The organism is Paraburkholderia flagellata (genome assembly GCF_021390645.1).
GTDB lineage: Bacteria > Pseudomonadota > Gammaproteobacteria > Burkholderiales > Burkholderiaceae > Paraburkholderia > Paraburkholderia flagellata.
In genome coordinates, this window is record NZ_JAJEJT010000002.1 from 1080847 (window position 1) to 1094326 (window position 13480).

Annotated in this window: 11 protein-coding genes; 4 read left to right on the plus strand and 7 right to left on the minus strand. The window is 62.5% G+C overall.

All coding sequences use genetic code 11. The annotated features are described in order from the left end of the window. Positions 1 to 4 precede the first annotated feature (4 nt). The 3 genes from L0U83_RS19230 (at position 5) to L0U83_RS19240 (ending at position 3598) form a co-directional block, all read left to right on the plus strand. Positions 5 to 1516, plus strand: a complete 1512-nt coding sequence (locus tag L0U83_RS19230; protein WP_233885519.1) for a sugar ABC transporter ATP-binding protein — start codon at positions 5 to 7, stop codon at positions 1514 to 1516. A 19-nt stretch (positions 1517 to 1535) separates the two neighbouring features. Next, positions 1536 to 2561, plus strand: a complete 1026-nt coding sequence (locus L0U83_RS19235) for an ABC transporter permease (RefSeq protein WP_233885520.1) — start codon at positions 1536 to 1538, stop codon at positions 2559 to 2561. A 95-nt stretch (positions 2562 to 2656) separates the two neighbouring features. Next, complete coding sequence (locus L0U83_RS19240; RefSeq protein ID WP_233885521.1) at positions 2657 to 3598, plus strand: ABC transporter substrate-binding protein; 942 nt, start codon at positions 2657 to 2659, stop codon at positions 3596 to 3598. 87 nt (positions 3599 to 3685) lie between these two features. Here the strand turns inward: L0U83_RS19240 and L0U83_RS19245 are convergent, their stop codons facing one another. The 3 genes from L0U83_RS19245 to L0U83_RS19255 all read right to left on the minus strand — a co-directional run bounded on the left by L0U83_RS19245 (position 3686) and on the right by L0U83_RS19255 (position 7121). Next, entirely contained in the window at positions 3686 to 4861 is a 1176-nt protein-coding gene (locus L0U83_RS19245; protein WP_233885522.1) for a fumarylacetoacetate hydrolase family protein, read from the minus strand. 142 nt (positions 4862 to 5003) lie between these two features. Then, the gene (locus L0U83_RS19250; RefSeq protein WP_233885523.1) at positions 5004 to 6233 is read right to left on the minus strand and encodes a porin; all 1230 of its coding nucleotides are present in this window, start codon (positions 6231 to 6233) and stop codon (positions 5004 to 5006) included. Positions 6234 to 6278: 45 nt separating this feature from the next. Beyond that, on the minus strand, positions 6279 to 7121 hold the full coding sequence (locus L0U83_RS19255) for a MetQ/NlpA family ABC transporter substrate-binding protein (protein WP_373321092.1): 843 nt from the start codon (positions 7119 to 7121) through the stop codon (positions 6279 to 6281). A gap of 214 nt (positions 7122 to 7335) precedes the next feature. On the opposite strand from L0U83_RS19255, the gene L0U83_RS19260 reads away from it, so the two are divergent. Then, a complete protein-coding gene (locus L0U83_RS19260) occupies positions 7336 to 8298 on the plus strand; it encodes a sulfonate ABC transporter substrate-binding protein (protein ID WP_233885525.1) in 963 nt (320 codons plus the stop codon). Positions 8299 to 8349: 51 nt separating this feature from the next. On the opposite strand, the gene L0U83_RS19265 is transcribed toward L0U83_RS19260, so the two are convergent. From L0U83_RS19265 to L0U83_RS19280, 4 genes are all read right to left on the minus strand, one after another. After that, entirely contained in the window at positions 8350 to 9546 is a 1197-nt protein-coding gene (locus tag L0U83_RS19265) for an acyl-CoA dehydrogenase family protein (protein ID WP_233885527.1), read from the minus strand. 18 nt (positions 9547 to 9564) lie between these two features. Further along, positions 9565 to 10632, minus strand: coding sequence for an aldo/keto reductase (locus L0U83_RS19270; RefSeq protein ID WP_233886569.1), 1068 nt, complete (start codon positions 10630 to 10632; stop codon positions 9565 to 9567). A gap of 40 nt (positions 10633 to 10672) precedes the next feature. Then, on the minus strand, positions 10673 to 12211 hold the full coding sequence (locus L0U83_RS19275; protein ID WP_373321093.1) for an ABC transporter substrate-binding protein: 1539 nt from the start codon (positions 12209 to 12211) through the stop codon (positions 10673 to 10675). A gap of 114 nt (positions 12212 to 12325) precedes the next feature. Continuing rightward, positions 12326 to 13378 carry an ABC transporter substrate-binding protein gene (locus L0U83_RS19280; RefSeq protein ID WP_233885530.1) on the minus strand — a complete coding sequence of 351 codons (1053 nt, stop codon included), beginning with the start codon at positions 13376 to 13378 and terminating at the stop codon, positions 12326 to 12328. Positions 13379 to 13480: the final 102 nt, after the last annotated feature.

The window sequence follows — 13480 nt, forward strand, 5'->3', positions numbered from 1 at the left end:
CGCCATGACGCCGCTCATTTCCGTTAGTAAGCTGAGCAAGAGCTTTCCCGGCGTGAGAGCGCTTCACGAAGTGCAGTTCGAACTCGTGGCGGGCGAGGTGCACGCGCTGATGGGTGAGAACGGCGCAGGCAAGTCGACGTTGATGAAGATTCTCGCGGGCGTGTATACGCGCGACTCGGGCGACATTCTCTATGATGGCCAGCACGTCGCGTTCGCGAGTCCGCGCGAGGCCCAGGCCGTGGGCGTCGGCATCATTCATCAGGAACTCCAGCTGATGAATCATTTGACCGTCGCGCAGAACATGTTCATCGGCCGTGAGCCGCGCGGGCGTCTTGGCCTCTTTCTCGACGAAGACAAACTCAACGCGCAGGCGCACGCGATTCTCGCCCGCATGCACGTGCAACTCGACCCGCGCACCGTGGTCGGCTCGCTCACCGTCGCGAGCCAGCAGATGGTCGAGATTGCCAAGGCGCTGTCGTACGATTCGCGCGTGCTCATCATGGACGAGCCGACTTCCGCGCTCAACGACGCCGAAATCGCCGAGCTTTTCCGCATCATTCGCCAGTTGAAAGAGCGGGGCGTGGGGATCGTCTACATCTCGCACAAGATGGATGAACTCAAGCAGATTGCCGATCGCGTCACCGTGCTGCGCGACGGTGAATACGTGGCCACCGTCGCCGCCGCCGATACGAGCGTGCAGGCCATCATTGGCATGATGGTCGGCAGAACGCTCGCCGACGTCGCGCCGTATCCGGGTCCGGCGCACCAGGGCGAAGTCGCGCTCGAAGTGAAGCATCTGAACGCCGGCCCGCTCGTGAGGGACGTGAGCTTCACGTTGTGCAAAGGCGAAATACTGGGCTTTGCGGGACTCATGGGCGCGGGCCGAACCGAAGTCGCGCGAGCCGTCTTCGGCGCGGACCCGGTCGAATCCGGAGACATCTTCGTGAAAGGCGCGAAGGCAACGATCAAAACGCCAAGCGACGCGGTCGCGCACAGCATCGGGTATCTCTCCGAGGACCGCAAGCGCTTTGGTCTTGCGACCGGCATGGATGTCGAATCGAACATCGTGATGTCCAACCTCGGCAAATTCCTCTCGCTGAACCTCTTTCTGCGGCGCATGCAGATCCGCAAGACGGCGGCGCATTTCATCAGTCTGCTCGCCATTCGCACGCCTTCCGCCACGCAGCCGGTGCGCCTGCTATCGGGCGGCAATCAGCAGAAGATCGTCATTGCGAAGTGGCTGGAGCGCGACTGTGATGTGCTTTTCTTCGACGAGCCCACGCGCGGAATCGACGTTGGCGCGAAAAGCGAGATCTACAAGCTGCTGCGCGCACTTGCGGAACAAGGCAAGGCGATCGTGATGATCTCGTCGGAACTTCCGGAAATCCTGCGCATGAGCGACCGGATCGTAGTGATGTGCGAAGGCCGTATCACTGGCGAGCTCTCTGCCAGCGAGGCGACCCAGGAGCGCATCATGCATCTCGCGACCCAGCGCGAAACCTTGCAAGCGGCATGAGCCTCAAGAGGTCGAATCCATGACTATGCAATCGGATACTGCGGCGCTGGCGAATCAGAAACGGTCGACCGGTTTGAGGGCGCGCCTTTTCTCGCCGACTGCGCTGCAGAAAATGCTCGCATTCGCGAGCCTCATCCTGCTGCTGATCTTTTTCAGCTTCGCTTCGCCTGCATTCATGCAGATGGACAACATCCTCGGCATTCTGCAGGCAACGGCTGTGAACGGCGTGCTCGCCATTGCGAGCACGTTTGTCATCATCACGGGCGGCATCGATTTGTCGGTCGGCACGTTGATGACGTTTACGGCCGTGATTTGCGGCGTGTTTCTGACCTATTGGCATTTGCCGATGTGGATCGGCGTGCTCGCCGCCATCGCAACGGGCGCGCTGTGCGGAACCATTTCTGGCACGCTCACGGCGAAGATGAAAATCCCGCCGTTCATCGCGACGCTCGGCATGATGCTGCTGCTCAAGGGGCTTTCGCTCGTGGTGTCGTCCGACAAGCCCATCTATTTCACCGATACCGAAAACTTCTACATGATTTCGCAGGACTCGCTGATCGGCTATTTCCTGCCCAGCGTGCCTGTGCCGAACGCCGTGCTGATTCTGTTCGTGCTCGCCATCGTGAGTTCGATCACGCTCAACCGCACGGCGCTTGGCCGCTATACGTTCGCGCTAGGCAGCAATGAAGAGGCCGTGCGCCTTTCGGGCGTGAATGTCGATCGCTGGAAGATCGCGATTTATGGCCTTGGCGGCGCGATCTGCGGCATTGCAGGGTTGTTGATCGCCTCGCGTCTGAATTCGGCGCAGCCGGCGCTCGGCCAGGGTTACGAGCTGGAAGCCATCGCGGCGGTCGTGATCGGCGGAACGTCGCTGAGCGGCGGGTCAGGCACGATACTCGGCACCATCATCGGCGCGTTCATCATGAGCGTGCTGACGAACGGCCTGCGCATCATGTCGGTCGCGCAGGAATGGCAGATCGTGGTGACGGGGCTCATCATCATCCTCGCGGTTTATGCGGATATCTTGCGGCGCAAGAAGCGTTGAAAGAGGAGACGGAAGAAGCAAGGAAAGAACGGGGAGTAAAACAAGGCTCCCTCAACGGCTGGAGGTCTATGGCCCACCTTAGGAGGAGAAATGTCATGTTGAAAAGAAAACTGATCAGTGCCGTAATCGGAGTGGGCGCGCTCGTGGGCGCGTCGAGCTTGACCTATGCTGAGGAACCCTACATTCCGATCATTTCGAAGGGATTCCAGCATCAGTTCTGGCAAGCCGTGAAATCCGGCGCGGAACAGTCGGCGAAGGCGAACAATGTCCGCATCACGTTCGAAGGCCCTGAAACCGAGGCCATGGTCGACAAGCAGATCGACATGCTCTCGGCCGCGCTCGCGAAGAAACCGCAGGCGCTCGGTATTGCCGCGCTCGACAGCAAGGCCGCCGTTCCGCTGCTCAAACGCGCGCAGTCCAGCAAGATCCCTGTGATCGCGTTCGACTCGGGTGTCGACAGCGATATTCCGCTTACGACCTGCGCCACGGACAACCTCGCCGCCGCCGCGCTCGCCGCCGACAAAATGGCGGAGATGATCGGCAACGCAGGCGAAGTCGGCGTGATCGTGCATGACCAGACGAGCCGCACAGGTATCGATCGGCGCGACGGCTTCCTCAACGAGATGAAGACGAAGCACCCGGGCATCAAGATCGTTTCCGTGCAATACGGCGCTGGGGATCACCTGAAATCGGCGGAAATCGCCAAGGCCATGATTCAGGCGAACCCGAACCTCAAGGGCATTTTCGGCGCCAATGAAGGCTCGGCGGAAGGCGCGGCGATCGGCGTGAAGGAATCGGGCAAGAAACTGGTGCTGATCGGCTTCGACTCGGGCAAGGAGCAGAAGGAGGCCATCATGTCCGGCCTGATGGCGGGTGCGATCACGCAGAACCCGGTGGGCATCGGCAAGTGCGTCGTCGATTCCGCGGCGAAGGCGTTGAAGGGCGAGACGCTGCCCAAGAAAATCGACACGGGCTTTTACTGGTATGACAAGACGAATATGAGCGACCCGAAGATCGCTGCGGTGCTTTACGACTGATTGGTGTGGTTCACGCGCAGGGCGGGAGGAAGAGCAGCAGCTCTTCCTCTTTACTTTTTAGGTCTGCGGCGCGCGGGGCGCTTAGGATTAGAAAAGACCGCGCTCGGCGAGATTGACGTAAAGGGCTCGCACGCCGAACGTCCACGGTTCGATTTCGGTGCAAAGGCGCACGGTGTTGACGATGGCGCCAAGCGGCGGCGCGCTGATCGTGACGCGGTCGCCGAGGTGATGGGTGAAGCCGCCGCCGGGCGCATCGCGGTCCTTGATCGGCGAGAACATCGTGCCGAGGAACAGCATGAAACCATCCGGATACTGATGATGCCGCCCCCACGCCTGCGAGACGAGATCGAGCGGGTCGCGGCTGATTTCCTGCATATGGCTCACGCCTTCGAGCAGGAAGCCATCGTCTGCACCCTCCACGCGAAGCGAAACGCTAGTGGCGCGAACTGAGTCGAGCGTGAAGGTTTCGTCGAACAAACGAATGAACGGGCCAATGGCGCACGAGCCGTTGTTGTCCTTGCATTTGCCGAGCAGCAGCGCGGAGCGTCCTTCGATGTCGCGCAGATTGACGTCATTGCCGAGCGTCGCCCCGACCACCTCGCCCCGGCTGTTCACCGCGAGCACGATTTCGGGTTCGGGGTTATTCCACGCAGAGGCGGGATGCAGGCCGATGTCGGCGCCGAACCCCACGGCGGACATGGGCTGGGACTTCGAGAACACCTCGGCGTCCGGGCCAATGCCGACCTCCATGTACTGCGACCATGCGCCCCGGCGCTGAAGTTCTTCCTTCAGTTTGATCGCGGCCTCGGAACCCGGTTTGATCTTCGAAAGGTCCGTGCCGATCAACTTCGTGATTTCCGCGCGCACGTCCTGTGCCTTGGCGGGATCGCCACCGGCCTGCTCTTCAATGACGCGCTCCAGAAGACTCACGGCGAACGTCACGCCGCAAGCCTTGATGGCCTGCAGGTCACACGGCGCGAGCAGCGAAGGGCGATCTTCGGGGCGATCGCCCGCGAGGCTGTGTTCGACCAGCGCTTCAGCCGTGCCGAGCGGTTCGCCGGGTGTATGCCGCACGACATCGAGCAGATCCTCATACTCGAACAAGTCGGCTGTGGTGGGTGCAATCTGCGAAATATCGAAGACCATGCCGCCGCGCACGACGACGACGCAGGGGCCGTCGCCCTCTGGGGTGGGCCGCCAGACGCGGCCAACGAGTAGCGCGTGATCGAGATCGTGCGGAAGATAAGCGGATGTTGAGGACATGGCAAGCGTTCCGGAGTGAGAGTTGCGACACGCATCGTAGGGCGGATGAGCGTGATCGTCCAAACGAACGCCTCATTATCCAACAGGATGGACGGGCGAGCCGCCTCCCACGAATCGACCGGGCGGCGGCTCGTGCTGCGGGTTAGAACAGGTGCTTGATACCCGCAGACACCGCAAGCTGATTCGACGTTGTCGAGGGAGACAGGTAGCCGATGTCCGCGACCGCCTGGCGGCCCCACGAATCCACGCCGCTTGCGTGCTGGTACGCGGCCGTTGCGTACAGTTCGGTGGCTTTGGAGAGCGAGTAGCCGGTGCCGAGGTTCCACTGCTCATAGCGCGCGCCGCCACTGCCGTTCAGGTTGCCGCCGTTCGTGTAATCGAATGACGTGCCCACGCGCAGAAACGGCGTGACCTGGTAACGCACGCTCGCACCCACGGTGTTGAACGAGGCCGTGCCGTGATAGTTCTGCGTGTTGAGCGAGGCCGTAGCCCCGAGATCGCGGTATTGCGTGTTGGACCAGGCGAGACCCAGGATGGCCGATCCTATCGTCCAGGTCGAGGCCACGGCGACAGTCTGCTGCGTGCGCGCGGAGGCGAATCCCGAGATGGATGGGTTCGACGCCGGCGTCGTGGCGGAACCGGCGGAGCCGAGATTGTTGCCGGTGGCGCTCGCGTTCGCATTCGTGCCATAGAGCGAGTTGTTCGGATTGCGCGCGTTGATGATCGACGCCGCGACCGCAACGCTCGGTCCGGTATAGCTGAAGCCTGTGGACCAGTACTGGTTCTGCGTGAAGTTGCCGGCTATGCCGCCCAGGCTGTACAGCGCGCCAAACCGGAATCCTCCAAAGGAGTCCGAACTGTATTTGATCGCGTTGTTGATGCGATGCGTGAAGTTGAGGTTGTCGTAATCGGCCGGATGGATCGCGAGATTGCCGAAGTACCAGGCATAGAGCAGCGGCGACACATAATCCACAGCGGCGTCGGACTGACGCCCGAGCGATGCGGTGCCGTAGGTGGGCGCGGTGAGCCCGATCCAGGCCTGACGGCCGAACAGGGTGCCACCCTGGCCGAGCGTGCCATTGCTAACGCTAAAGCCGCTTTCGAGCACGAACAGCGTCTTCACGTCGCCACCCAGATCTTCGGTGCCTTTCAGGCCCCAGCGGCTCGAACTCGGGCCCGAGGTGCCGCTGTCGAACTGGGCGACCTGCCCGCCGCCGGTGGGTTTGCCACCTGCTGGCGTTGCCGCCGTTTGAACGTTGTTTGTATAGGTCACGTTGCCGGTGACGATACCGTAGAGCGTCACGCTGCTCTGAGCGTAGGCTGCGACGGGTGACAGTGCGATTGTCGTTAGCGCGAGAAGTGTTTTTTTCATGTCTAAGGGCTTCTTCAAACCGTTGTCGGCTGATGGGAATCGGTGTCAATGCGGGAAGTAATCGGGCAGGCGATAGCCCTTGTAGGTTTCATTGCGCAGGATCGCCGCACGGAATTCCTCTGACCGATAGGCCGCGACGATATCGGCGGTCTGCTGTGAATCACGGTTCGCCGATTTGACGACCACTTGATTCACATAAGGCGAGCGCATTTGCTCGAGTGCCAGCGCTTCGGTCAAACGGTGTCCGCTGGAGATTGCGAAGTTGCCCTGGATTGCTGCGAAATCGACGTCCTCGAGTGCGCGTGGCGCCTGTGCGGTTTCGAGCGGGACGATGCGAATGCCAGCGGGATTGGCGACCACGTCACGCTCGGAGACATCGACAGGATTGGGATTCTCGCGAATACGGATCCAGCCAATTGACTGCAGAATCTTGAGCGCGCGTTCGAGGTTGACGGGGTCGTTCGGCACGGCGACTGTCGCACCGGGCTTCACCTCGGAGAGCGAACGATGGCGGGTAGTGTAGAGGCCCATAGGCGGCGTCGGCACCTGTACGACGCCGACGAGATCGGTGCCGTTACGATCGTTGTATGCCTTCAGATAGACGCTGTGCTGCATCACGTCGGCGGCGATCTCGCCGTGCCACACGGCCTGATTCGCTTCGAGCCCGGTGCTGAAGTTGACGTACTGAATGGTGTAACCCTTGCGCTTGAGTTGAGGCTCGACGCCTTCGCGGAATTCGTCGGCGTATGGACCAGGCACGAAGCCGACGCGCAACACGTGGGCGGCGCTGTCGGCAGCGCGAACAGCCGGTGATTGCAGCACAAACAGCGCGATGGTGGACAATAACGTTTGGATAACTAATCGATTTATCATGACGAGTGGTTTCATGGTCAGGAAACGCCGATTATGGTTGTGGTCTCCTGGGCGGGCCAATATTAAATCGAGATTTACATATCGACTGGTCACATAGAACACAACGTAATTCGGTTATCTGCTGCGGGAATTAGAAGCGCAGGATTTGATGGTTTTCACTCTGCCGGGCGGCTTATACCATCGGCGTTCTTCCTTATTCACCGTCGATCTCACGTCGAGGCAACCGAGCATGAACGCACGCCGTAACTTCATTCGAATCTCAGCGGGAGCCGCTGCGCTCGCCGCTTTGCCTGTGCTCAGCGCGGGTCCCGCGCGCGCGGCCAGTGCGTCGCGTACGCTGCGCGTCGGCAATCAGAAAGGTTATCTAAGTCTTCTGAAAGGGCGTGGAACCCTGGAGAAGCGGCTCGCTCCGCTTGGTGTCGCCGTCACGTGGACCGAGTTCGATGCAGGCCCAGTGCAGCTCGAAGCCCTCAACGTAGGTTCGATCGACTTTGGCGACGTGGGTGAAGCGCCGCCCATCTTCGCGCAGGCGGCCGGTGCGCCGCTCGCTTATGTCGCGGCAACGGTGCCGCGCCCGCAGTCCGAAGCGGTGCTCGTGCCCCACGCCTCAGCCATACGCGGCGTGGCGGATCTCAGGGGAAAGACCATCGCGCTCAATCGCGGCAGCAACGTCCACTATTTCCTCGTGAAGCTGCTGCAAGCGCACAACCTCCAGTATGGCGATGTGAAGGTCGTATTTCTCGCGCCCGCCGACGCGCGCGCGGCGTTCGAGCGCGGCTCCATCGATGCGTGGGTGATCTGGGACCCGTTTCTCGCCTCCGCGCAAAAATCCCTCGACGCCCGTATTCTCGCCGATGCGAGCGGCGTGGTCGACAACCGCGCCTACTACTTCTCATCGCTCAGCTATGCGAAGCAAAATCCCGATGTCATCAAGATTCTCATCGAAGAGTTGAGTGAGATCGATCAATGGGGGCAGGCTAACCGCGCCGCGCTCGCCACCCAACTCGCGCAGTTGTGGGGCCTGCCCAACGACGTGGTCAGCGAGGCAATCGCACGCGTGCCGTTCGGCACGGGCCCGATTACGAAAGCCATTCTCGCCGAGCAGCAGCAAATCGCCAATACGTTCTTCGACCTGAAGCTGATTCCGAAGCGCGTGAACGTGCTGGAAGCGGCTGCGCCGGGCATCGTCTAGCGCTCACCACTTCGCATCAACCCCGGCCGCAACTCACGCGCCGGGGTTTTCTCACAAGCCCAGCGCGCGGCGCGCCGCAAGGGTCCGCAGCAAACTATTGGACGGCGCGTGAATGCGCGCGCACTGCACATTACGGTGATGGCGTTCGAGCGGATTGTGCCGCGCAATCCCATGATTGCCCGCGAGTTCGAGCGCGATATCCACGGCCTGAATGGCGTTGTCCACCACGTTATGCTTGACGACGGCAGACAGTTCGGCAGGCGCGGTGCCTGCGTCGATCGCCTCGGCGTGCGTGCGCAGCAGCCAGTCATTGCTAACCAGCAGCATCTCGATGCGCCCCACGCTTTCCTGCACGATGGGAACGGTGGCCAGCGCCGCGCCCCCGAGCGCAGCAGGCTTGCGTTCGTTGAGGAAAGCGAGCAGCCAGTCACGGGCTGCGCGCGCCGCGCCGTCGTAGACCGTACCGACCAGGCTGAAGTACCACGCCGTGGCGTGCGGATCGCGCTGCACGCCGAGATGCGCCGGCCGCAAGCCGACCACATCGTCAACGGAAATCGCCACGTCCGTGAACACCACATCGTGACTCGCGCTCGCGCGCATGCCGAGCGGATCCCAGTTCTCCACGATGCGCACGCCTGCCGTCTCGCGGGGCACAAGGAAATGGCCGAGGCGTGGCTCGGGTTCGTCGGTGCGTGCGAGCACGTTGATCCATGTAAGCAGGGGCGCGCCCGTCACATAGAGCTTGTGGCCGCTGATGCGCCATGAGGCGCCTTCGCGGCGTGCGAGCGTTTCAGGCAGGCCGCCATGCGAGGGCGACCCGAGCGCCGGTTCGACCTGGGCCGCGTTGACGAGCGCACGGCCTTCCACGCTCGCGCGCGTGAGGCGTTGCGCGAGCGCTGCGGGCCAATTGCCCGTGTTTTCGCGCGCGTCGTGCACGATCATGGCGTGCTGGCTGTAGTGCATCGAGAGAATCAGCGCAACCGACGGATCGCCATAGGCAACTTCGGCGACAATGGCGCGCGCCAGCGCGAGCCCTGCGCCAAAGCCGCCATCGCTGCGAGCAATATTCGCGCGTAGCAGGCCCGTTTCGCGCAACGCGCGGAACTGCTCGAGCGGCGGGGTGGCGTTGTGGTCATGCTCGTCGGCCACGGCGGCAAACGCGCGGCCGAGCAGCGCCGCGCGCTCGATCAACGCGGCCGCCTGATCGTCGTCGCGTGCGAGCACGGCGTTTGGCGTGAATGCATTCATGGTTCACTCCCTGAGCGGTTAGCGTTCGCCGCCCGGCGCGCGCGGGTCTTGCGTGGCGCCGTGGCGCACGAGACGCCCGAAGAACGGGTGGCCGGGGTCGTTGAATCCCGGGGTCGACGGATGGCCGCTTGCCACCAGAGAATTGATGAATGCTTCGTCATCCTCATTGACACGATACTGTAGCGCGGGCAGATAGTCGCGCCATTGCGCCTCGGTGCGCGGCCCCGCGATCGCCGACGTGATATAGCGGCTATTGAGCACCCACGCCAGCGCGAACTGCGCGGCGGTGAGATTGCGCGCGTGCGCATGCACCTCTACGCGCCGCGCGAGTTCTATCGTCTCCGCTCGCCATTCGGTCTCGTTCAGGCGGCGGTCTTGCCGTCCCGCGCGCGTGTCGGCGCCGGGCTGGGCGCCTGGCTCGTACTTGCCGGTCAGCACGCCGCGCGCGAGCGGGCTGTACGAGATCACGCCAAGTCCATAGTGCCAGGCGGCGCTCAACTGTTCCGCCTCGACCTGGCGATTGGCGAGGTTGTAGAGCGGCTGGCTCGCAACAGGCCGCGGCACGCCCAGTAAATCGGCCACACGGCTGAACTCGGCAATACGCCATGCGCGATGATTCGACAGGCCGTAATGGCGTAGCTTGCCGGCCGCGATCAGATCGCCCAGCGCGCGCACCGTCTCTTCGACCGGTGTGTGATGGTCCTCGCGATGCAGATAAACGAGGTCGAGATAATCGGTATCGAGGCGGGTCAGGCTCGCTTCGACCGCGCGGATCACGTGCTTGCGCGACGCACCGGCGGCATTGATATCGCGGCTGCCGCTGCCCGGCGAAAAGTCGAACGGATTGCCGAACTTCGTGGCGAGCACCCAGCGCTCGCGTTGCCGCGCAATATGCCGGCCAACCACGCGCTCCGATTCACCCTGGTGATAGACGTCGGCGGTATCGATTGAATTCACGCCTTGGTCTTGCGCGGCGCCAATGATGCGTTCGGCCGTGGCGTCGTCGGTGGGACCGCCGAACATCATCGTGCCGAGCGTCAGCGTGGAGATTTTCAGGCCGCTATGGCCAAGTTGCCGGTATTCCATGAATATTCCCTGGTTCATTCAAACAGTGCGACGTGCGCGCTTACCGCGAGAGCCATACATCGGCGAAACTCGCGGCCGTGCCGTCGGGTGAAATGGTGTGGTCGTGCACGCGCTTCGAAGCGAGCGTCACCCACTGCGGCGAGACGAGATTCAGATCCGGCAGATCGTGCTCAAGGATGCGCTGGATTTGCGCGAACTGTTGCTTGCGCTTCGTTTCATCGCTTTCTCGCGCGGCTTGTGCAAACAGGCCGTCGATTTGCGGGTTGCTGTAGTGCGAGCCGTTCGTGAACGGCACGCCGGGGCGAAAGTTGTCGGTCGTATATAAACGCGCCACGCCGACCACCGGATCGAACAGATTGCTCATGCCATTCACGGTGAAATCGAACTGCCGGTCGGTATAAACACGCTTCAAATAGGCTGCAAGATCCTGATTGCGGATCGTCACGACGATCCCCACGCGGGCGAGTGCCGATTTAATGTAATCGCCTGTGCGCGCCGGGAGGTCGCCGATAGGCAGCGGGTCGAGCGTGAGCGCGAAGCGCGTGCCGTCCGCCTTGCGCGGATAGCCGGCCTCGTCGAGCAGACGGTTCGCGCGCGCCACGTCGAACGGGTAGGGCGTGGGGGCAGCGTCATAGTAGGGGTTCGACGGCATCAGCGGGCTCGCGGTGGGTGTCGCGTAGCCGTAGTAAATGACCCTGCGGATCACTTCGCGATCGATCGCCGAGGCGATCGCCTGACGCACTTTCAATGGCTTGAGAAAGGGATTGTCGAGGTTGAACTCGATACGCGCGACGCCCGCCTGGAACTCATAGCCACGCGTTTCAATACCGAGCTTCGGGTTCGCCTTGAGGCGATCGAGATCGGCGAGCGGCACGGGCGTATCGCCGGCGAGGTCGACCGAGCCGTCCTCGAACGCCACCGCACGCGCGGCGGGATCGGCGATGATCGTTACGGTGATGCGGTCCAGATACGGCTTGCCAGCGTTCCAGTAGTCGTCGTTGCGTGCATATTCGATGTAGCTGCCGCGCACCCACTTGACGAAGCGAAACGGACCGGTGCCGATGGGCGCGTTGTTGGCCGGATTCGCGAGCACGTCCCGGCCCTCGTAGATGTGCTTCGGCAGAATCGGCGTTTCCGAGGCCGAGAACGCGCGTATCAGCCACGGCGTGGGTTCGCTGAGTGTCAGCACGACCGTATAGGGGTCTGGCGTGGAAATCGCAGTGACGTTCGCGAACGTGGTGCGCGCACGCGGATGCACCTTGCGCAGCGTTTCGATCGACCATGCAACGTCGGCCGAAGTGAACGGCGCACCGTCGTGCCATTTCACGCCGTGCCGCAGATGAAACACATAACGGCGTCCACCATCCTCGATTTCCCATGACGTGGCGAGCAACGGCTTTGCCTTCAAGTCGAAGTCGTAGTCGAGCAGCCCTTCAATCACTTTCGGGCTGACCTTGAGGACATTGACGGCCGTCGTGGCGACATCCACGAGCGCCGTCGGCTCCGGCGTCACCACGAAATTGAGCGTGCCGCCGCGCGTTTGAGCGTGTGCGGCAACGTGCGCGAGAACGCTCGCCATGACCAGAAGGAGCAAAACGACACGGCGTGGCGCCGTGCGCAGGAGGAGAGGAATCATCGGTTAGGCCAAAGGCGATCAGAAAGATAGGAGCGCAGGAGCGCAACGCTTCACAGGTCAACCGGCCAACGCCGCGCGACGCGCCAGCGCTGCTTCGAGTGGCGCCGGTTCGACCCATTGTGCGAAGTCGAACTCAGTCGCGATGAAGCCGTGCTCGAAGAGAAAGCGCTTGAAATGCTCGAGGGCATCGAGCACTCCGGCATCCAGCCCGATTGTCAGTTGCCTGTGCAAGCCCGCGCCATACGCACGTGTCACCCAGTGCTCGGCGCTGCGCACTTCGCGCGCGACATAGCGCGTGACGTCGCCCCGATGCGCGTTGGCCCACGCGGCGACGTCGAGCGTGCGTGCCAGCACGCGTTCGACGAGGTCGGGGCGCTCGCGCAGGAGTTGCGCGTCGACTGTGAGGGGGCGCGGTGTACCGTTGTTCGCATGCGCGCGGCGATCGGGATGCGCGCTGATGTCGACCAGCACGCGCGCGCCGATCACGTTGGCGATGTCGAGGCCCGTCGCGCCCTTGACGAACACCACGTCGGCTTCGCCGCGCAGGAGCGCCGCCGCCTCGCGCGAATATTCGTGAGCGCGCTGCGCATCGAGCCATTGCGCGAGCGGCGCGGATTCATCGGGCTTCGCGCGCGTGAGACCACGGGGCGCATGCGGCAGATCCACTAACTCGACATCGGCAGGCGAGACATCGATGGCTTCGAGCAGCGTGTTAATACCGCGCAGCGCGGTGGCGCGATGAAAATCGACCACCTCGGCGGCAGTATTGATTGGCAATCCGAATCGACGCCCGGATAGAGAACCGCGCGTTGGCGAGAGGTGCGGATCGAGCGTAATGAGCGCCTGAAACTCGTCGACCCAGCTCACACCGATGAGCCGCGTGTCGCTGCCTTGTGCTCGCGCCCATAGCGCCGGAATGTTGCCGCCCTGACGAAACGACCACGGCTGCGTATGCGTGAAGTGCGAGCGGCGGATGGACGGATCGGCGGCATCCTGCAACGCCTTCACCTCGATTCCATCGGCAGCGAATTCCTCCTGCAGCAGTCCTTGCTGCGCGGCAATACCGAATGGCGTCGGCGCAGGGCAACGGGTGTACCAGAGAAGCGTCATGAAGATTCCTCGGTCGCGAATGTGTGCATCGCGCACAACGTCTGCGCGGGCAGCATGGAGCAATCGATTATCAGCAAGCGCTTGCCGCGAGGTCAAAGAACG